Origin of the sequence: Mycobacterium sp. D16R24 (assembly GCF_002013385.1) — a bacterium.
Classification (GTDB): Bacteria; Actinomycetota; Actinomycetes; order Mycobacteriales; family Mycobacteriaceae; genus Mycobacterium.
Window position 1 is genome coordinate 139197 of sequence record NZ_MAEV01000010.1, and the last position, 20395, is coordinate 159591.

The following is a 20395-nucleotide window of genomic DNA, read 5'->3' on the forward strand; positions in this document are numbered from 1 at the left end:
TGTCTCAGCGATGGCATCGGTATCGCTGAACGAAACGAGGCGCTGACCATGGACTTCCCCCAGTTCAACAAGCAAATAGCCGAGGAGCTCCAGCACGCGGGGGGAACCTCGGGAGGGCTCGCCAAGTACTTGGACTTCCGCCACATCGAGTTCTCCGCCGGGAGACTGGTAGTGGAAATGGACGCCCGAGCCGATTTGTTGACTCCTTTCGGCACTCTGCATGGCGGATGCCTGTCAGCGATGGTCGACCACTGCTTGGGCGTGGTGTTCTATCCGGTGATCCCACCTGGGTCATGGGTGGCCACAACCGAATTCAAACTGAACCTCCTACGTCCGGTGTCCAGTGGAGTCTGCGTTGCGGTCGCCGACATCATCGCGCTGGGGAAGCGTAGCGGCGTCGCCAGGATCGACATCACCAATACGGGACGCCCGGTATGCGCCGCACAGGGAACAGTGACCGTCGTCGCCCAGAGCGCCTCGTGATCCGGTCGCGGAACGAGAACGCTGCCCAAGGCGACCATCGAGGACACAGCAAATGACCTCAACGTTCGAGCGCGTCCGCAACGAAGACGGAACCGCCCTTGCAGCCGATGTCTACCGACACGAATCCGCCCGCGCGGTCGTCATACTGCTGCACGGCGGTGGACAGAACCGCCATGCCTGGGCGACTACCGCGCGCCGCTTACACGCGCGCGGGTATACCGTCGTCGCTTACGACGCCCGCGGTCACGGCGACAGCGAGTGGGACCCCGATGGTCGATACGATCTCGACCGACTTGCATCCGACCTGCTGTCGATTCGCCGATATGCCAGCGATGGCCGCCCGCCAGCTGTCGTTGGCGCATCCTTGGGCGGCATGACGGTGTTGGGAACGCATTTGGTGGCGCCTGCCGATCTGTGGGGAGCCGTCGTACTGGTCGACATAACTCCGCGAATGGAGTTTCACGGAGCACGCCGCGTCGTGTCTTTCATGGGCGCCCATCCCGACGGATTCGATACGCTCGACGCGGCCGCGGACGTCATTGCCCAGTACAACCGGCATCGCGCTCGGCCCAAGAACTTGGACGGTCTCCGAAAGGTCTTGCAGCAGCGCGACGACGGTCGGTGGATCTGGCGATGGGATCCGGCGTTCATAGCTTCCAACTTCGAGTTCCTGCAGGGCGACCCAGCAACTGGTGCCAAAGAATTCGGCGCCATAAGCGACCTTCTCATCGAAGGGGCCCGCCGCGTGCGAGCACCAACGCTTCTCATTCGCGGCGTTCACTCCGACGTGACGTCGCAGCAGTCGGTCGAGGAGTTCCTCGAAGTCGTACCGCACGCCGAGGCTGTCGACGTTTCGGGCACGGGCCACATGGTTGCGGGCGACGACAACGACGCCTTCACTTCGGCAGTCGCAGATTTTCTCGACCGCACGCTGAACGACTCGTCGGACTGAGCGTCTTTCAGGGCCCTGCGATGGCCGCGGCCCGGCCACTCTGGTTCGTTGTCGAGGTGTCAGAACTACCTCCATGAACGGAACCCCGGCGGCGCAGTATCGGCGCATCCGAAGGCAGCGATGCCAAACCGTATGGTTCGACCATCGCCTGGGCCGAATTATCATTCGAACCGAAGCATTTTGCTGGTGGGCGCTGTCCAGGTCGGATCGAGCGGTCGGAGTTCTCCGAACCAGTGCCCGCACACCTTGACGAACACACCCGCCGCCGGGGCGACCCGGATCAGATCGGCGCTGCTGTTGGGATCTTGGAGTCAGTCGACGGCCGGGGGCGAGTCCAGAGGACAGCCTACTGCTATCCAGGCTTCAGCTTCGGTATGCGGGAGGCGGGCGGGCATATCCGGCGCCCGATTCGACCACCTCGTCAGAGCGGCGGGCGTTCCTTCGCATGAGCAGTTCCGGAAACTTCGTGGCCGAAACGATCGAGAAAGTCGTCTATTGCGGCCAGGGCGGTGCTGATCGTTCCTCGCAATGGGGCTGCTCCGGCCGCGAAGGCCGCAAACAAGGTTATTGCGAGCAGACAACTCATGCCTCCGCCTTCCTCTTCACGCGCATCCGTTCGCCGTGGCCCACAGCAATGCCTCGTTCGGCTGCTGAAATGGTAAAACGTGGCTCACCGCTCCTTAACAGCGTAGATACCCGGATCCGCGATCGGTATGTCTCGAAGGGTCGAACCTGCGGGCGTCTGTTGTCTCGCAAAGACAAGTAATCGAGTACGGTCGCAGCTGTGCTTGATTCATCCGAAGTTCAAGACACCCCCGGTCACGCGGTTCATCACCTATTCCGAGACCTCGGCGACCTCGTCAGAGAATTGCCCGAGTCCATACATGGCCTTCTGATTGAGCAAGTTGCCGAACTCGCTGCCGATCAACAGCTCAAAGAGCTACTGAGTGACACCGTCGCCGCGAACGTAGACACTTGGTTCTCCGTCGTCCGTCACTCGATCCCGTTCGACCGCATGGAGTCACCGACGGCCGCCCTTGAACACGCCCGGAGGATGGCGCAACGCGAGGTACCCGTCAACGCGCTGCTGCGGGCATACAGGCTCGGGCACCAGTATGGATTGAACCTCATCATCGCTGGCCTTCGGAGCGCGGACCTACCGCCCGAGGAGAAATTGGCGCTCATTGAACACATCACCCGTGTGTCTTTCCGCTACATCGACTGGATGTCTGAGCAGGTCTTGGAGACATATCAGACTGAACGCGCGGAGTGGGACGAGCGCCGACGAAGTTTGCGTGCACAAGCCATTCGAGACATCCTCAACGGACGCGACGTAGACCTGACCGAAGCGTCGTCGGCTATGAGGTACTTCTTGGGCGCAACGCATGTGGCTCTCATGGTATGGCTCGACCGAGATGCGGGCGCCGACACCGACGAGTTCATCGCCATGGAGCGCTTCATGCAACACGCGGTCTCCGCCACTGGAGCGAAGCAATCGGTCTACTTCTCCATCGACCGCCTCGTCGGATGCGCATGGATGACGGTTCACCGCCCGTCGGACTATTTATCGCAGCTGCGCGACTTCGTCCGGGCTCAACCTGACGGCCCAAGACTTTCCGTCGGTGAACCACTTCCGGGGATTGAAGGCTTCCGCCGCACCTACCGACAGGCTGAGCAGGCCCGTGTGGTCGCGGTGGCAGCCGACGGCTCCTCACGGCACCGGATCGTCGCTGCACGAGATCCCGGTGTGGCCCTGGCCTCGATGCTGATGACCGATGACGCGACTCTGAAGGAATGGATTTACGATGTGCTGGGCCCGTTGGCTCAGAACACTGCATCGGACCAGCGTCTACGAGACACGTTGAGGGTGTTCTTGCGTGCCGGTTCCAGCTTCAAAGCCGCCGCCAACGAATTGCAGATACACGCCAATACCGTCAAGTATCGCGTAAATCGAGCACTCGAGCGCCGCGGTCGCCCGATCGCCGCGGAACGATTAGACGTCGAGGTCGCCCTACTGATGTGCTATTGGCTCGGCGAAGTAGCACTGAACCCAACACAAGCCTTGGGGCGGTCCTAGTCGTTCGTGTCCCGCGAACGCCCTTGCTGCGTAACTGTGCCGTCTACTGACGAACACGCCGAATCTGAGGATGGTCAGCGCGACGATCCGGCGCCGCCCGGCCTGATAATCCGAGTTCGATTCATGTTTCGACGCTGCCGCGGGGCTCTGCTGCGGGCAGGCTGATCGAGTGGAGTCGTCGATCGCCGCCGTACGGAGCTGAAGCAACCCATTCACCGAAGCTCATCGACGTCAGACACGCTCAAGCACCCATCGCGCAAGGCGACAGGCGAGTCGTGGCGCAGGTTGCGACTTGTCGGCCCAGACAACCAGGAGGCATAAGCCTTGATCCACCGATGAGCTGTCGTGGCTGAGGCTGGAATGGTTTGGTGGTCGCTTGCTGGCTGTGAGCAGGGGGTATCGGCTGGTCTGTCCAGCTTTTTCCTGTGTGCTCCGGTCGTGGCCTTTCGGCGGATTGGTCAGGTGGGGGCGGTTGCTGGCGGGCTGTGGCCGATGGTGTTGCGCCACAATCGGAGCCAGTGCGTCGCCCACGGCCAGTGGGCTGGTAGGTGCAGGATGGGTCGGCGTTGGGGGCGGGCCAGTCGGGCCGGGATGGTGATGAGGCGTCGGCGCAGGGTGGCGCCGCGAGCCACCGCGTGTGCACCGCCGGCCAGGATGCCGGCGGCGCGCTGCAGGTTGTGGGCGATGGCCGCGCACAGTATCCAGGCAGAGTTCGCCCCGAAACGTCCCGAGGGCATGTGGGCCAGGGGTCCGTCGATGAGGTCGGCGAACACGGTTTCGATGATCGCGTGGCGGCGGTGAGTGATGTCAGCGACGTCGACGGGTTCGTCGGTGTCGGTGAAGAACGGGTGATATCGCCAGACCGGGAACAGGGCGTCGGGGTATCGGGCGTCTTTGACCCGGCGCACGATCAACCGTGCCGTGATCGGAGTCTTCGTGGAACTGAAAGCGGTGCAGGTGGTTTCGGCGACTTCGGCATCGGAGATCCAGGCACCGGTGTCGGGATCGCGGCGGGATAGCACACCGGGATCCACGCGGTGTCATTGATGTCGGCGATGGCCGCGACGACTGCGGCGGTCTTGGTCAGCACCAGCGAGAACCGGGCACCGGCGCGGCGGCAGGCGGTGACCACGCTGCTGTTGCCGTAGGCCGAGTCGCCGCGCACCAGGATGCGCCCGGTGACACCGGCGCCGCGGGCGGTGGCGACGGCTTGGGCGATCATGCGGGCCGCGCCTTTGCCCGAGTTGGTCTTGCCCGCCCGCAGTCGTGCTCCGGTGATCACCGGAGCGCAGTGTTCGGTGCTGATGGTGGTCACCAACGGGGAAAGACCCTTGCGCAGGATCTGCTTGCCGGCGATTTTGGTGTGGCCGTAGCTCGCACCTTGTTTGGCCTGGCCGTAGACCGGGCGCAGCAGTGAGTCGATGTCGATGAACACCCGCCCGTCGGCGCCGGGCAACAGATCGACACGCTCGCACAGAGCGCCCACGTGCTCACTGAGCACCGACTCCAGTTGCCGGGCATGGCCGAAGGTGAACTCCCGCAACAAGGTTCCGATGGTCGACGGGGCGTACACCTCGCCGAACAGGGTCTTCATCCCGCCGCTACGAACTACGTCGAGGTCGTCGATGCTGTCCGCGCCGGTGCACATCCCGGCGATCAGCGTGGTCAGCTTCGGCGACGGATTGGCCGCACCGGACTTGACCCGCTCGCAGCTGAACCGAACTTTGTCGGCCAATGACGATGACAGTCCGGTCTGCTCGGCAAGGGCCATCACCGGTACCAGGCCTGCGCACGACACCAGACGCTCATCATCGAAGACCGCCGACGATGCGGCGAACCTATGGGACACTTGCACCGGAAGTGCCTTTCCGAGTTGTGCCGATAAGTGCGTAGAGAACACTCATCATCGCAGCTCAGAGGGCACTTTCCTCATTCCGACACCCCACGACCAGCCAATTCATCGGTGGATCGAGGATAAGAACATCCGACAAGTGGCGCGCGTGGTCTTGCCACGCGCTAGACGTTAGCGACGATTAACATCTTCAGCTATTTGCAGCGGCGACCGTGGCTACTCGTCGTGACAACACTTCCCAAACCCGCGCTCCGCCTCCGGTGTCGTGCCTCAGCGCTGGACGACGCCGCCCTCGACGCCGGTGAATCGCTTGCGCAGCTCGGTCTTGAGGAGCTTGCCGGTGGCGTTGCGGGGCAGCTCGGGAAGGAGGTGCACTTCGCGGGGGCACTTGAAATGCGCCAGCCGTTCGCGGCACCAGGCGATCAGTTCGTCGGCGCTGGGTTCCTGCTCGGCGGCTGGGTCGGCCACCACCACCGCGACGACGCGCTCACCCCACTTGTCGTCCGGACCGCCGACCACCGCGGCGTCGAGCACACCGGGGTGACGGAACAGCACCTGCTCGACCTCGATGGGGTAGACATTTTCCCCGCCCGAGATGATCATGTCCTTCTTGCGGTCGACGAGCGTGATGTAGCCGTCGGCGTCGATCCGGCCGAGGTCGCCGGTGTGGAACCAGCCGCCCCGGAAGGCCTCGGCGGTGGTCGCCGGCTTCATCCAGTACCCGACGAACACGTTGGGTCCGCGCACCAGGAGTTCGCCGACGGTGTCGGCCGGGACGTCCCGGTCGTCGGCGTCCACGATGCGGGCATCGACGTGCATGGCGACCCGGCCGATTGATCCGGCCCGCGTCGTGATGTTGGCGGCGTCCAAGACCGAGACCATGGGTGCAGTCTCGGTCATCCCAAATCCCTCGGTGAAGGGGACGCCACGTTGCTGCATGAAGTCGATGACAGTCAGCGGCATCGGTGCGCCGCCGCCCATGGCCAGACGCAACGCGGAGAGATCGTAGGAGTCGAAGTCGGGCACCTGGGTCAGCGCCGACCACATCGCCGGCACCATGAACTGGACGGTGGCGCGGCTTTCGGCCATCGCCTTGAGCGTGCTCACCGGGTTGAACGACGGGAGGATCACGCTGGTCCCGCCGACGTAGAGCAATGGCAGCGTATGTACCCCGAGCCCGCCGATGTGGAACATGGGGGCGACTGCAACAGTCACGTCGCTGCCGGTCAGGCCTTGTTCGGCGCCCAGCACGTTGATGGCGTTCCACAGTAGGTTGTCGTGGGTGAGGATGGCGCCCTTCGGGCGGCCGGTGGTGCCCGAGGTGTACATGATGAACGCGGCGTCGCGGCCCTCGACGTCGCTGTCGAGAGGCTCGGGGGCGCCGCCGGAGAGCAGGTCTGGGTAGGCGATCTCGCCGTCGGCCGGGGCGCCCCCGGCCCGGACCGTGTGGCGGACCCGGACCCCCGGCTCGGCCAGCGCGCTGACCGCCGCCGCCGCGAGCGGCTCGTGGAACACGAACACGTCGGCGCCGGAGTCGGCGAGGATGTAGCCGATCTCCGGGCCTGCGAGTCGGACGTTGATCGGGATGGTGATGGCGCCGATCTTCGCGCAGCCGAGGAGGACCTCCATGAACTCGACCGAGTTCACCAGCAGTATGGCCACCCGGTCCCCCTTGCGGACGCCGAGACGCAACAGGTTCGAAGCGACCTGGTTGGTGCGCCGATCGAAGTCGGAGTACGTGAAGCTGGTGTCACCGCAGACGAACGCCGTGCGCTGCCCGTTGAGGAAGGCCCGTTTGGTGACCCACTGACCGATACCGCGATCCATGTTGATTTGCCTCCTCGGCAGTTTTGGTTGACAAATGCTCGGTAAGGCAGGACCCGGCCCCGGCGGGCGACCGATCACCACCGTCCGTCTTGTAGACCGAAGCGGACACGAACGGATGAAGGATGCTCAGTATGAGCGGGGCAGGTTCAGGCTGTGCTGAGCCACATAGTTGAGGATCATCTCTCGGCTGATCGGCGCGGTGCGCATCAGCCGCACCGGGCCCCAGAGAGTGGCCAGCCCGTACTCGGTGGCCAACCCGTTGCCGCCGTGGGTCTGGATCGCCTGGTCGAGGGCCAGGATGCCGGCCTCCGCCGCAGCGTATTTGGCCATGTTCGACGCCTCCGCGGAACCGGGGTCGCCGGCGTCGTGCAGTGAGGCCGCCCGCTGGGTCATCAGCCGGGCCAGCTCCAGCTGGATCTTGGCGTGCGCAAGCGGGTGGGACAGGCCCTGGTGGGCTCCGATCGGCACGTCCCAGACCTTGCGCTCGCGCGCGTAGGCCGACGCCTTGTCCAGCGCGTAGCGGCCGATGCCGTTGCCCAGGGCGGCGCCCATGATGCGTTCGGGGTTGAGGCCCATGAACACCTGACGCAGACCGTCGTTTTCCGCGCCGATCAGGTTCTCGGCCGGCACCCGCACGTCGTCGAAGAACAGCGTGAACTGCTTCTCCGGTGTCACCGCCTGCACCGGGATGAGGGTCTTGGTCAACCCGGGCGCGTCGGTCGGGACCACCAGCAGGCTCAGCCGTCCGCGGCCGCGGTCGTCGGTCGCGGTGCGGGTGACGACCAGGATGGCCTCCGCCTCGTCGACGCCGGAAATGTAGTACTTGGTGCCGTTGAGCACCCAATCCCCACCGACGCGCTTGGCGTGGGTGGAGATGTTGTGAGAGTTCGAGCCCGCATCCGGCTCGGTGATCGCGAACGCCATGATGATCTCGCCGCTGGCGATGCCCGGCAGCCAGCGCGCCTTTAGCTCGTCGCTGCCGAAAGCCTCGATGATCGTGCCGCAGATGGTGGGGGAGACCACCGTCATCAGCAGCGGGCAGCCGGCCGCGGCCAGTTCCTCACCGACGATCTGCATGTCGTAGATGCCGCCGCCACCGCCGCCGTACTGCTCGGCGATGTTGACCCCGAGGAACCCCTGCTTGCCCACGGCCTGCCAGAGTTCCGAACTCTTCTCCCCGCCGAGCGACTTGGCCACGTAGTAGTCGTGCCCGAAGTCCTTGGCGATCTCGGACACGGCCTTGCGCAGCGCTCGCCGTTCCTCGGTCTCGTGCAGTTCCATACCGCTCTCCTACTTCGAAGTCACCCGCCACCGGGGCCGGTGACGGGTCTGATGGTGCTCAATCCTCGTCTGCACTGTCGGCCGCTCCGACCACCGCGAGGGCATCGCCGGTGGACACCTGCTGACCCACCTCGACCGAGAGTTCGGCGACGATCCCGTCGATCGGGCTGGCGATGGTGTGTTCCATCTTCATCGCCTCCACCACGACCAAGGCCTGCCCGGCCGTCACGACGTCGCCCGCGGCGACGGGCAGCCGGATCACCGAACCCGGCATAGGCGCCGTCAGCGAGCCCGCCGGCTTGAGCGTGCTGGGGTCCAGGAACCGCGGTACCTGGGTGAACGCAGTGGACCCGGCAGGGCTGTCAACGTAGGCGATGTCGCCGTCGAGGACGACGTCGTAGCCGCGCCGTACCCCGCCGGTCTCCAGGACCACCCGGTCCGGCCGCTGCACGAGCACCCTGACGTCCTCGACCGGTTTGCCGTCGACTTCGACCTCGACGCCGTCGCGGAGCAGCGCATAGCCCACCCGACGCTCGCGGCCGTCGGCGGTCAGCCATCCGGTGGACTGCAGTTGGGACGGGTTGTTGCGCCACCCGGCAGGCAGCGTCGGCTGGACGGGGGCCGCCGCGCGGCGTCCCGCGACCTGGGCGAGTGTGGCCGCGATGGCGTGCAAGCCCTCCCCGTCGCGGTCGATGAGGGCTGCGCCGAGGTCGGCCACGTCGTGGCGGTCGAGGAACCCGGTGTCGGTGCCGCGTCCGGCGAACTCGTCGTGGCGCAGAACGCGAACCAGCAGATCCCGGTTGGTGGTGAGTCCGTGGATCCGGGCGCCGGCGAGCGCGGCGGACAGCGCGCCGAGCGCCTCGGCGCGGGTGGGCGCCCAGGCGATCACCTTGGCCAGCATGGCGTCATAGTGGTGGCTGACCACCGAGCCGTCGCGCACGCCGGAGTCCACCCGGACCCCGACGTGGTCGGGGATCTGCATCGTGCGCAGCGTTCCGGTCTGCGGCAGGTAGCCCTTCGTGGGGTCCTCGGCGTAGAGCCGGGCCTCGACCGCGTGGCCGGTGATCCGCGGCTTGCTCACCTCGGCAGGCAGTGGCCGACCCATCGCCACCAGCAACTGCAGGCGCACGAGGTCGAGCCCGGTGACGAGTTCGGTGACCGGGTGCTCGACCTGCAGCCGGGTGTTCATCTCCAGGAAGGCGAACGTCCCGTCGTCATCGCCGCCGTTCGCGTCGAGGACGAACTCGACCGTTCCGGCCCCGACGTAACCCACGGCCTGTGCCGCCGCGACCGCCGCCGCGCCCATCCGGGCGCGCAGGTCGTCGTCGACGACGGGCGAGGGCGCCTCCTCGATGACCTTTTGGTGGCGGCGCTGCACCGAGCACTCCCGCTCGAACAGCGAGACAACCGTGCCGTGCATGTCGGCCAACAGCTGGATCTCAACGTGGCGGGGACGCTGCACGTACCGCTCGAGGAACACCGTGCCGTCCGAGAACGCCGACATCGCCTCGCGCGAGGCCGAGGCCACGGCTCCGTCGAGGTCGTCGGCCGACTCGACAACCCGCATGCCGCGCCCGCCGCCACCCGCGCTCGCCTTGACCAGCAGCGGGTAGCCGATCTCGGCGCCGAGCTTGCGCAGCTTGTCGGGGTCCAGGCCGGTCGCGTCGCCGCCCGGGAGAACCGGCACGCCCGCATCGGCCATCATCGCCTTGGCCGTCAGCTTGGAACCCATCGCGTCGATGGCATCCGGCGGCGGGCCGACGAACACGAGCCCGGCGTCGGCGCAGGCCCGCGCGAAGCCGGCGTTCTCCGACATGAAGCCGTAGCCGGGATGCACGGCGTCGGCGCCGGTGAGGAGGGCGGCGGCGATCACCCGGTCACCGTCGAGGTAGGTCTCCGCCGGCGAGGAACCCGGTAGCCGGACGGCCTCGTCGGCATCGTCCACGTGCCAGGCGTCGGCGTCGGCGTCGGAGTACACGGCGACGGTCGCGATGCCGAGTTCGCGACAGGTGCGAAACACGCGTCGGGCGATCTCTCCCCGGTTGGCCACCAGCAGCTTCTTGATCACGGGCATCGCCATCACATCCGGAACACGCCGTAGCCACGCTGGCCACGGATCTCGCTGTTGTGGACCACGGAAAGGCAGAACCCGAGAACGGTACGGGTGTCGCGCGGGTCGATGATCCCGTCGTCGTAGAGCCTGCCGCTGTTGGCCAGCGCCAACGACTCACGCTCGATCTGGCCCTCGACGGCAGCGCGCATCTGGGCGTCGGCCTCCTCGTCGAACGGGAGCCCCCGGTCGGCGGCCGACTCGCGGGCCACGATCGACAGCACGCCCGCGAGCTGGGCCGGGCCCATGACGGCCGAACGCGAGTTGGGCCAGGTGAACAGGAAGCGGGGAAAGTAGGACCGCCCGCACATCCCGTAATTGCCCGCACCGTAGGACGCGCCCATCACGATCGTCAGGTGTGGGACAGCGCTGTTGGAGACGGCGTTGATCATCTTCGCGCCGTCCTTGATGATGCCACCCTGCTCGTACTCCGCGCCGACCATGTAGCCGGTGGTGTTCTGCAGAAACACCAGTGGCGTGTCGATCTGGTTCGCCAGCTGAATAAACTGGGCGGCCTTCTCCGCCTCCTCGCTGAACAGGATTCCGCGCGCGTTGGCAAGGATCCCTACCGGGTATCCGTGGATCGAGGCCCAACCGGTGACCAGCGAGGTGCCGTATAGCGGCTTGAACTCGTCGAAGGCGGACCCGTCCACGATTCGGGCGATGACATCACGTGGGTCGAAGGGAACCTTCGGGTCCACCGAAGCGATCCCGAGGAGTTGGTCGGGGTCTCGCAGCGGGGGGGTCGGTGGCTGTGTCGGGCCGGGCCCGAGCTTGCGCCAGTTCAGTCTGGCCATGATGCGCCGCCCGATCCGGATGGCGTCCTGCTCGTCCTCGGCCATGTAGTCGGCCAGCCCGGAGGTGCGGGCGTGCATGTCGGCGCCGCCGAGCGACTCGTCGTCGGACACTTCGCCGGTCGCCATCTTCACCAGCGGCGGACCACCGAGGAAGACCTTGGACCGGTTGCGGACCATCACCACGTAATCACACATGCCGGGGATGTACGCGCCGCCTGCCGTCGAGTTACCGAATACCAGCGCCAGTGTCGGCAGGCCCTGCGCGCTGTGCTGGGTGAGGTCGTTGAATAGCTGGCCCCCGGGCACGAAGATCTCGGCCTGCGTGGGCAGGTCCGCCCCGCCCGACTCGACGACGTTGATGATGGGCAGCCGGTTCTCGCGGGCGACTGCCATGCCCCGGAACACTTTTCGGAAGGTGTAGGGGTTCGAGGCTCCGCCGCGCACGGTCGGGTCGTGCGCGATGATCATCGACTCGACGCCTTCGACGATGCCGATGCCGACCACAACGCTGCCGCCCACCGGAAACTTCGTGCCCCACGCCGCGAACGGACAGAGTTCCAGGAAGGCCGTGTCGGGGTCGATGAGCAGCTCGACGCGCTCCCGAGCCAGCATCTTGCCGCGGCTACGGTGCCGGGCGACGTACTTCTCGCCGCCGCCACCGTTGGCCAGCGCCAGCTGTTCGGCGAGCGCATGGAGCTGCGCGATGAGTCCCTCGCGATTCTCGAGGTATACCGGCGCGCGGGTGTCGACCCGGTCGGGCAGGACGTCAATCAACTTTCCTCCAGGTGACATCAACGTCGATCTCCTGACACGCTACGTTATCGGTCATTAACATTCGACGACAATGGGGTCGACGTGGCAATCGTGCCGTCCCCGAGTGATCACAGCAGGAGCAACTCACATGAAACAGCCGGATCAGCGGGAAGCGGAGGCGGCCGCAGCCGACCCGTGGATGACGCCCGAGCGCATCTCGTTGCGCAACCTCGCGATGTCGTTCACCCAGAAGGAGATCGTTCCTCACCTGCAAGACTGGGAGGACGCCGGAGAGCTCCCTAGAGAACTCCACCGCCGCGCAGCCGCAGCGGGGTTGCTGGGCATCGGGTTCGCCGAAGAGATCGGTGGCTCCGGCGGTGACCTGCGCGACCTGGTGCTGCTCACCGAGGCCGTGATGGAGGCCGGCGGCTCGTCGGGCTTACTGGCCAGCCTACTTACGCATCACATCGCAGTGCCCCATATGGCCGCGCAGGGCGATCCCGAGCAGATCCGCAGCTTCGTGGCGCCGACCCTGGCCGGGGAGAAGATCGGCAGCCTTGGCATCACCGAACCCGACACCGGTTCTGACGTCGCCGGCATCCGCACTACCGCACGGCGCGACGGCGACCACTACGTGGTCAACGGTGCGAAGCTGTTCATCACCTCGGGTGTCCGCGCCGATTTCGTGACCACCGCCGTGCGTACCGGCGGCCCGGGCCCGTCGGGGATTTCTCTGCTCGTGGTGGAGCGTGGCGCCACGGGTTTCTTGGTCTCGCGGGCACTGAAGAAGATGGGCTGGCTGTGCTCCGATACCGCCGAACTCGGATTCACCGACGTGCGCGTGCCGGTGGTCAATCTGGTTGGCCCCGAAGGCAGCGGATTCCTGCAGATCATGCAACAGTTCCAGGTCGAACGTGCTTTCATCGCCGTCCAGTGCTACGCCACGGCCCAGCGCTGCCTCGACCTGACGCTGGATTGGGTGAAGAAGCGCGAAACCTTCGGTCGACCGCTATCCACCCGACAGGTGGTGCGGCACAAGATCGTCGATATCGCGACGGCCGTCGACGTCGCCCGTACGTACACCCGTGCCGCTGTGGACCGCATCGTCGCCGGAGACACCGACGTGCGGATGGTCTCGATGGCCAAGAACCAAGCCGTAGAGGCCTGCGCGCTCGCCGTTGACACGGCCGTCCAACTATACGGTGGCATGGGCTACCTACGCGAGACCGAGGTCGAAAGGCACTATCGCGATTCGCGCATCCTGGGTATCGGGGGCGGCACCACCGAAATCATGAAGGAGATCATCGCCAAGCAGATTGGCCTCTGAGTGAAGCCGCCATTCGACAGCAGGAGCGTCGGCTTGGCAGGTCGACGAGACGGACCTTCCACCGTTTCTAAGGTAAGTCAACGGTGTGTCACGACCCCTGCGGCCAATGCAGCCTCCGCCACCGGGAAATTGCCTCCGGAGTACCAGCTAGCCAAACTTATCAACCACGTAGCGGCGAGCCAGCGTCTCAGCAAGTCTACTCGTATGTTCGACGATGTCGACCTGACTTACATCGACCAGTAGTCCTGCGTGCCAAGCGCTGATCAGTTCGACGAAGCCGCCGACCGCTACAAACGTGTCCATACGCAGAGCCATTTCGTCTGCGTCAGGCTTCAGATGCGGCTTGCTGGCGGCCATGACGAGCTGGGTTGCTTCCTGCAAGGCCACCGCTCGGCGATCTTGCAATGTTGAACTGCCGACGTGCTGTGTCAGCAGGATCTGTGCTCGCCCGGCATCCTGCGCGATGCGGAGAACAACGATCGAGATTGCGGCGCGAATGGTTTCGATCGGTGGTTGACCGACGCGTTCGGCAAATGTTGCCGAAACCTCGCCGAGCATCTCGTCCCGCACGTTGTCCCACGCTGCTACGAGCAACTCATCGCGCGTCTTGAACTCCTCGTAGAAATATCGGTCGTTCAGCGCGGCTCTGGAGCAGACCCCACGCATTGTCACGGCAGCCCATCCGCTTTCCGTCCAGATCTCCGTCGCCGCGTTCACTAGGCGCCGCCGCCGGTCAGCCCGTCGTTCGGCGCCAGTACGCCCGCCCCACCTTGCTGCCTTTGTCCGCACGAATACATCTTGACAAAGGCAGGAGCGCCGCATCAAACTGGTGGCAGGCGACCACAATTGTGTTCGCCGCCACCAGATGGCTGCAGGCCGGCTTGTCTCACAGGTCAGGCGTCGCCGTAATCTGCAAAGGATTCAGTAGTGATGGATATCTTGAGGTGGGACAGACCGCCTCGCCTGAGCCGCCGCGCCAACGCGGTCGTAACGGGAGCGGGCAGCGGAATTGGCCGTGCCTTCGCGGTGGAGCTCGCCCGTAGAGGTGGACGAGTGGTGTGTGCCGACATCGACCCGGTGCGTGCCAAGGAGACGGTCGGGCTCGTCGTCCAAGCCGGCGGCGAGGGGCTCGACATCGCATGCGATGTCACGGACGAAGAGCAGGTCCGCGAACTCGCCGACAGCGCCGAGAAGTGGTTCGGCGCGGCAGCCAGCCTGGTGATCAACAACGCGGGCATCGGAATCGGTGGCAATGTCATCGGCGCGACGCCCAAGCGGGACTGGGAAGCGACACTTTCAGTCAACTTGTGGGGAGTGATTTACGGCTGCGAGATCTTCGTACCGCGACTTCGTGCGAAGGGCAGCGGGGGAATTATCAACGTCGCATCGGCTGCAAGTTTTGGAGCAGCGCCCCGGATGGGTGCCTATAACGTCAGCAAGGCCGGCGTGCTCTCGCTATCCGAGACTTTGGCGGCCGAGCTGAGTGGTACTGGTGTGGCGGTGACTGTACTGTGCCCGACATTTGTCAAGACCAACATCGTCGATAACCCTGGTATTGAGGAGTCGGCCGCCAAGCTGGCAACGAATTTGATGAAGTGGACCGGCGTGTCGGCGGAATCGGTGGCGCGCAAAACGTTGGACGCGAACGATCGCGGTCAGTTGCACGTCCTACCCCAAGTCGACGCGAAGATTCTCTGGTTATTTAAGCGGGCAGTGCCTGCCACGTATACCCGTGCGCTCGGTTTGGTTGAGCGAATCGCGCGCTAAGTCATTCCAGACAAAGACAAAGGAGACTCCAATGGCATTCAAATACAGCGATATGCTCGAGACGATCAAGAATCGGCAGTGGGCGCTGGCCGACATCGATTGGGATGCGCCGGGCGCCGATAAAATCACTGATGAGCAGCGGCCCGAACTGAAGCAGTTCATGGCTGACGTGGTGTGGATAGAACACGTCGGTGCACGCGCGTTCGCCGCCATGGCGCCGAAAGCGCCGTTCGAGGCTCTAGGTGACATCTACCGGTATTTCCATGCCGAGGAGCAGCGGCACGCCAACGCGGAGCTGGCGCTCATGCAGCGGTGGGGGATGCTCGAGGAAGGGGAAATCCCGGTGCCGAACAAGAATATTCGACTGGTCATCGAGTGGATCGACCGATACGCCGAGGCCCTCCCGCTGACGGTGATCGGAGCGGCGATCCCAGCCTTGGAGACTGCGCTCGACGGAGCATTGCTCAAGTTCCTTCTCGACGAGGTGCAGGATCCGCTCTGCGCCGAGGTCTTCAACAAGGTCAACAACGACGAATCGCGGCACTTGGCAGTGGGATTCCAGGTTCTGAACGACCTCGGCGCCAGCCCCATGCGCATTCATGCGACTCAGACGATGGGGGCGCTCATCGACCCGAGAATCCTTCTCGGCGGCGTCCTCTACGTGCCGTTGCTCACCAGGATGTTGACCAATCTCAACGCCATGGGATTGTCGGAGGAGAAGCTCTACAACGCGGTGATGCGGTACGAGAACGTCGGAGATCGTAGTGAGTTCACGCGCCGCGTTCCGGGCTACCACATCTTGAAGGCTCACATGTCCGCCAGCATCAAGCGTTCTCAGCCATTGCATTTCATTTCGCAGCGGCTGGGTACCGCGATCGACCACTTCCCCACCGAGGTGCTCGGTAAGTCACCGACGTGGACAGAAGAGCTGACCTACGAACCGGTGGCCAGATGAGCGACACCACGACCGTCTTGATCGTCGGTGCGGGTTTCGCCGGCCTGGGAACCGCAATCCGGTTGCTACAACAGGGTATCGACGATTTCGTTGTCCTTGAACGTGCCGACGAGGTGGGTGGTACCTGGCGGGACAACACCTATCCCGGCGCGGCGTGCGACATCCCGTCGCTGCTCTATTCCTACGGGTTCGAGCAAAATCCGGACTGGTCCCGCGCGTATTCGGGCAGCGCCGAGATCCTCGGCTACATCAAGACGATGGTCGACAAGTACTCGCTGTCGCGTTTCATCCGGTTCGGAGTGAACGTCACCGGTCTGGAGTTCGACGAGGAAAGCGCACTGTGGACGGCGCAGACAGCTGACGGCTCGCAGTTCACGGCGCGCACCGCAGTGATGGCCAGTGGGCCGCTGGCGAATGCGAGCCTGCCGGACATCCGCGGACTGGACACCTTCGATGGTCACAAGATCCACAGTGCGCGTTGGGATCACGACTACGACATGAGCGACAAACGTGTCGCCGTGATCGGCACCGGAGCCAGCGCTGTTCAGATCATTCCCGAACTGGTGAAGACTGCGCGGTCGGTCAAGGTCTTCCAACGCACCCCCGGCTGGGTCCTCCCTCGGCCCGACTTCTCCCATCCGCAGTGGGTGCGGACGGCGTTTCGTCGCTTGCCTCGCGTGCAGAACGTCGGACGGCAGGCGTGGTTTTGGGGCCACGAGCTCATGGCCGTCGGCATGGTCTGGGATACCCCGGTCACCACTGGCATCCAGCTACTGGCGAAGGCGAATTTGCGGAGGCAGGTATCGGATACTTGGCTCAGGCGCCAGCTGACGCCGAACTTCCGTGCCGGCTGCAAACGGATGCTGATGAGCAGCGATTACTACCCCGCTCTTCAGCGCGACAACTGCAAGCTCGTCTCATGGCCGATCGCGACCCTGTCGCCGAATGGCATACGGACCGCAGATGGCATCGAACACGAACTGGACTGCATCGTCTTCGCCACCGGCTTCGATGTATGCAAGGCTGGCACACCTTTTCCCATCCGAGGCGCGCATGGTCGTGAGCTCTCCGACGAGTGGTCCCAGGGCGCCTATGCGTACCGGAGCGTCACCGTCGCAGGCTATCCCAATCTTTTCTTCACCTTCGGACCAAATTCAGGGCCCGGCCATAACTCGGCCCTCGTGTACATGGAGGCCGAGATCAACTACATCGTCAAAGCCATCGGCGCGATCATCGCGAATGATCTCAGTACGCTCGAGGTCCGCGAAGATCGGCAAAATAATTACCACGGCGAGGTACAGCAGCGGTTGGGAAGTACGACTTGGAATTCGGGTTGCAAGAGCTGGTACCTCACGAATGACGGATACAACGGCACCATGTACCCCGGTTTCGCCACCCAGTTCAAGCGCGCACTGTCCAAGGTCGACATGGGTGATTATGTAACGACCCCGACAACCGCACGAACTGAGCACCACCCAACCGAACACGCCCAAAACGGCTCGAATGTGGCCAAGGTTGCCCAGGGCCGCAAGGCCAAGGTAGCCCAGGGCCGAAAAAGCGCAGGCGCCCTGCCAACGCGGTCTGACGTCAAAGCCGACATCCTGGACGTGGGCGTCGGGAAGGTACCGCCTAAGCGCGCAGCCTCGAGAGTGAGGAAAGACGCTTGAGTGTCCATGTTGCGGGCGACGAGAATGCCCCCACCTCCGGAGCCCCTACGTACGAGGTCCCCACCCACGAGATATTGGTCATCGGAGCTGGATTCTCCGGGATCGGAGTGGGCATCAAGCTGCTGAAGGAAGGTTTCTCGGACTTCCTCATCGTTGATGAGGCCCAAGGGGTGGGTGGAACCTGGTACTGGAATACCTACCCGGGGATTGCAGTAGACATTCCGTCATATAGTTACCAATTCTCCTTTGAGAAACGCCCGTCGTGGTCCCGTACCTATGCGCCGGGGATCGAACTGAAGAACTACGCGAAGCATTGCGTGAAAAAATATGGCCTCGCGTCGCGCATCCGCTTCGGAGTCACGGTTGTGAGGGCTGAGTTCGACGAAGAATCGACATTGTGGCGTTTGTTTACCTCGACGGACGAGGAACTGACAGCGAGGTTCGTCATCAATGCCTCCGGGGTTCTCACGCGACCAAAATCGCCGGACATACCGGGGGTCGGGGACTTCGGCGGGGTCACGATGCACACGTCGCGCTGGGACCACCAGCAGACCCTCACCGGAAAGAGGGTCGCCGTCATCGGGACGGGCGCCTCGGCGGTGCAACTGATCCCCTCGATAGCCAAGGACGTGGACACACTCACCGTCTTTCAGCGCACCCCGATATGGTGTCTGCCGAAATTCGACTTCGCGGTGCCCCGCCCGCTGAGTGCTCTTCTCCGGCTCGCACCCGGAGCGCAGATCGCCGCGCGGGGAGCCAGCCAGGCCTTTGTCGAACTCACCTTTCCCGTCGCAGCGCACTTCCATACCGCCATACCGCTGGCGTCGGCGATCGAGCGTGCAGCGATCAGCTATATGCGTCGGCAGGTCACCGACCCGGTCGTTCGGGAGAAGCTGACGCCGCGTTACGCGCTGGGCTGCAAGCGACCAAGCTTTCACAACGAATATTTGAAGACGTTCAACCGCGAGAACGTCCTTCTTGAAACCAACCCCATCACCCGGGTGGATGAGACCGCGGTAATTACGGCCGATGGCGTCAGACACGAGATCGACGTGCTCGTCCTGGCAACGGGATTCAAGGTCATGGAATCGGACAGCATGCCCACCTACTCGCTCAGAGGTGTCGCCGGCCGAGACCAGGCACAGTGGTGGGACGAGAACCGACTCCAGGCATATGAGGGAGTCAGCGTGCCAGGATTCCCGAACCATTTCTCAGTGTTTGGCCCGTACGGATACAACGGGTCGTCCTACTTCGCACTCATCGAGGCACAGGCGGGTCACATTCTCCGTTGCCTCCGGCATGCCAGGACGGCCGACTCGAACTACGTCGAGGTACGCGAGGAGGCGAATCAACGCTTCTTCGCGGAGATGCTGGCACGGCGGCATACGCAGGTCTTCTGGCAGGACAGCTGCGCGGGCGCGAACAGCTATTACTTCGACAAGCATGGGGACGTGCCTCTGCGTCCCACGACGACGGTCGAGTCGATCTGGCGCAGTCGACGATTCGACTTGGCCGACTACCGTTTCGAACGGCGACCGGCGAAAAAGGCGGACACTGCCCCACAGAAGGTGGACACCGCCGGATGAGTTCACCTGCCAGGCCGAATCCGAGCATGGCGAGCCACCTGGTCGCGGCAACGGCGCGAGGCGTTCTTCGACCTCTCACGCAAGTGATTCCGGCCAACGACCATGGCTTCGCGGTCATGGACCGCGTGCTACGGGGAACACTCGTGGTGTCGCGGCCAAGGCGCGCAATCAGTGTCGAGAAGGTAGACACGCCCTTCGCCGGTGAACGTGTGCGAGGCGACTGGGTCAAGGCGGCCAACGTGGCCTCGGATGCTCCGCCGATTCTTTATATACACGGCGGCGCATTTTCTATGTGCTCTCCCGAGACCCACCGTGGCCTCATCAGCGAACTGTCCGCGGCCGCCCGCAGGCCGGTATTTGCCGTGCGCTATCGATTGGTCCCGAAATATCCCTTCCCGGCGGCCGCAGATGATGCACTGATCGCCTATCGATGGTTGACAGAGGGAAGCGCGATCACCGCGTCTTCTGGCACGGTGGCGCTCGCCGGCGATTCCGCAGGCGGCCAGCTTGCTGCGGCGACGGCGCTTGGCGCTCGGGAACATCGACTGCCGACGCCGGATGCCATGCTGCTGATGTCGCCGGTGCTGGATTTGACATGCCAACTCGCGATGGACCGTGATCTGCGCAGACGGGACCCCTTTGCGTCCGCCATCTCTGCGTCGAGAACAATTGGTCTGTACGTGGCGGGCGCCGATCCAGCCGACCCGAGGATAAGCGTGCTCGATGCTGATCTCACGGACATGCCACCAACTTTGATTCAGGTCGGCGGACGAGAGATGTTGCTCGACGACTCCAGAGTCTTTGCCAAACGTCTGCAAACTGCAGGGGTCTCCTCGCAGTTGCAAGTTTTCCGCGGCCAGATCCATGTCTTCCAGGCGATGTTTCGCCTACTGCCAGAAGCACGTGAGGCCCTCAGGCTCGGTGGCGAGTTCTTGGCTACTTCGGCCACCGTCCGTTGACA

General features: G+C 64.3%; 15 protein-coding genes and 1 pseudogene. 10 read left to right on the plus strand and 6 right to left on the minus strand.

The genetic code is table 11. The features are described 5' to 3' along the window. Positions 1 to 48: 48 nt before the first annotated feature. From B4383_RS08440 to B4383_RS08450, 4 genes are all read left to right on the plus strand, one after another. Positions 49 to 483, plus strand: a complete 435-nt coding sequence (locus B4383_RS08440) for a PaaI family thioesterase (protein WP_011895463.1) — start codon at positions 49 to 51, stop codon at positions 481 to 483. A 52-nt stretch (positions 484 to 535) separates the two neighbouring features. Beyond that, entirely contained in the window at positions 536 to 1435 is a 900-nt protein-coding gene (locus B4383_RS08445; RefSeq protein ID WP_011895462.1) for an alpha/beta hydrolase, read from the plus strand. Between the two features lie 466 nt (positions 1436 to 1901). After that, positions 1902 to 2201, plus strand: a complete 300-nt coding sequence (locus B4383_RS26230; protein WP_131805205.1) for a hypothetical protein — start codon at positions 1902 to 1904, stop codon at positions 2199 to 2201. A gap of 18 nt (positions 2202 to 2219) precedes the next feature. Beyond that, positions 2220 to 3512, plus strand: a complete 1293-nt coding sequence (locus B4383_RS08450) for a helix-turn-helix domain-containing protein (protein WP_078290120.1) — start codon at positions 2220 to 2222, stop codon at positions 3510 to 3512. A 458-nt stretch (positions 3513 to 3970) separates the two neighbouring features. Here B4383_RS08450 and B4383_RS08455 read toward each other — a convergent pair. From B4383_RS08455 to B4383_RS08475, 5 genes and pseudogenes are all read right to left on the minus strand, one after another. Beyond that, positions 3971 to 5367: pseudogene (locus tag B4383_RS08455) on the minus strand (IS1380 family transposase). 267 nt (positions 5368 to 5634) lie between these two features. Continuing rightward, a complete protein-coding gene (locus B4383_RS08460) occupies positions 5635 to 7191 on the minus strand; it encodes a long-chain fatty acid--CoA ligase (RefSeq protein WP_067992169.1) in 1557 nt (518 codons plus the stop codon). 126 nt (positions 7192 to 7317) lie between these two features. Beyond that, positions 7318 to 8472 (minus strand): acyl-CoA dehydrogenase family protein, encoded by a 1155-nt coding sequence (locus B4383_RS08465; protein ID WP_067992172.1) that lies wholly within the window; start codon positions 8470 to 8472, stop codon positions 7318 to 7320. Positions 8473 to 8530: 58 nt separating this feature from the next. Beyond that, positions 8531 to 10546: a biotin carboxylase N-terminal domain-containing protein gene (locus B4383_RS08470; RefSeq protein WP_172527842.1), complete on the minus strand. Its 2016-nt coding sequence runs from the start codon at positions 10544 to 10546 to the stop codon at positions 8531 to 8533. Positions 10547 to 10551: 5 nt separating this feature from the next. Continuing rightward, positions 10552 to 12153: a carboxyl transferase domain-containing protein gene (locus B4383_RS08475; RefSeq protein ID WP_067992181.1), complete on the minus strand. Its 1602-nt coding sequence runs from the start codon at positions 12151 to 12153 to the stop codon at positions 10552 to 10554. A 127-nt stretch (positions 12154 to 12280) separates the two neighbouring features. Between B4383_RS08475 and B4383_RS08480 the strand changes: the two genes are divergently transcribed. Continuing rightward, entirely contained in the window at positions 12281 to 13459 is a 1179-nt protein-coding gene (locus B4383_RS08480; protein ID WP_011895454.1) for an acyl-CoA dehydrogenase family protein, read from the plus strand. A gap of 147 nt (positions 13460 to 13606) precedes the next feature. On the opposite strand, the gene B4383_RS08485 is transcribed toward B4383_RS08480, so the two are convergent. After that, complete coding sequence (locus B4383_RS08485; RefSeq protein ID WP_085981139.1) at positions 13607 to 14248, minus strand: TetR/AcrR family transcriptional regulator; 642 nt, start codon at positions 14246 to 14248, stop codon at positions 13607 to 13609. 141 nt (positions 14249 to 14389) lie between these two features. On the opposite strand from B4383_RS08485, the gene B4383_RS08490 reads away from it, so the two are divergent. The 5 genes from B4383_RS08490 to B4383_RS08510 all read left to right on the plus strand — a co-directional run bounded on the left by B4383_RS08490 (position 14390) and on the right by B4383_RS08510 (position 20393). Further along, positions 14390 to 15226: an SDR family NAD(P)-dependent oxidoreductase gene (locus tag B4383_RS08490; RefSeq protein WP_011895452.1), complete on the plus strand. Its 837-nt coding sequence runs from the start codon at positions 14390 to 14392 to the stop codon at positions 15224 to 15226. 31 nt (positions 15227 to 15257) lie between these two features. Beyond that, on the plus strand, positions 15258 to 16181 hold the full coding sequence (locus B4383_RS08495; protein ID WP_011895451.1) for a hypothetical protein: 924 nt from the start codon (positions 15258 to 15260) through the stop codon (positions 16179 to 16181). Next, positions 16178 to 17848 (plus strand): NAD(P)/FAD-dependent oxidoreductase, encoded by a 1671-nt coding sequence (locus B4383_RS08500; protein WP_011895450.1) that lies wholly within the window; start codon positions 16178 to 16180, stop codon positions 17846 to 17848. The genes B4383_RS08495 and B4383_RS08500 overlap by 4 nt, the downstream gene beginning before the upstream one ends. A gap of 71 nt (positions 17849 to 17919) precedes the next feature. Beyond that, a complete protein-coding gene (locus tag B4383_RS08505; RefSeq protein ID WP_041800854.1) occupies positions 17920 to 19434 on the plus strand; it encodes an NAD(P)/FAD-dependent oxidoreductase in 1515 nt (504 codons plus the stop codon). Then, positions 19431 to 20393: an alpha/beta hydrolase gene (locus B4383_RS08510; protein ID WP_067992185.1), complete on the plus strand. Its 963-nt coding sequence runs from the start codon at positions 19431 to 19433 to the stop codon at positions 20391 to 20393. Before B4383_RS08505 ends, B4383_RS08510 begins: the two co-directional genes overlap by 4 nt. Positions 20394 to 20395 lie beyond the last annotated feature (2 nt).

Coding starts and splice junctions, on each gene's coding strand:
- B4383_RS08440 (WP_011895463.1), top strand. CDS start 49: ATGGACTTCCCCCAGTTCAACAAGCAAATAGCCGAGGAGCTCCAGCAC.
- B4383_RS08445 (WP_011895462.1), top strand. CDS start 536: ATGACCTCAACGTTCGAGCGCGTCCGCAACGAAGACGGAACCGCCCTT.
- B4383_RS08460 (WP_067992169.1), bottom strand. CDS start 7,191: ATGGATCGCGGTATCGGTCAGTGGGTCACCAAACGGGCCTTCCTCAAC.
- B4383_RS08465 (WP_067992172.1), bottom strand. CDS start 8,472: ATGGAACTGCACGAGACCGAGGAACGGCGAGCGCTGCGCAAGGCCGTG.
- B4383_RS08470 (WP_172527842.1), bottom strand. CDS start 10,546: ATGCCCGTGATCAAGAAGCTGCTGGTGGCCAACCGGGGAGAGATCGCC.
- B4383_RS08480 (WP_011895454.1), top strand. CDS start 12,281: ATGAAACAGCCGGATCAGCGGGAAGCGGAGGCGGCCGCAGCCGACCCG.
- B4383_RS08490 (WP_011895452.1), top strand. CDS start 14,390: ATGGATATCTTGAGGTGGGACAGACCGCCTCGCCTGAGCCGCCGCGCC.
- B4383_RS08495 (WP_011895451.1), top strand. CDS start 15,258: ATGGCATTCAAATACAGCGATATGCTCGAGACGATCAAGAATCGGCAG.
- B4383_RS08500 (WP_011895450.1), top strand. CDS start 16,178: ATGAGCGACACCACGACCGTCTTGATCGTCGGTGCGGGTTTCGCCGGC.
- B4383_RS08510 (WP_067992185.1), top strand. CDS start 19,431: ATGAGTTCACCTGCCAGGCCGAATCCGAGCATGGCGAGCCACCTGGTC.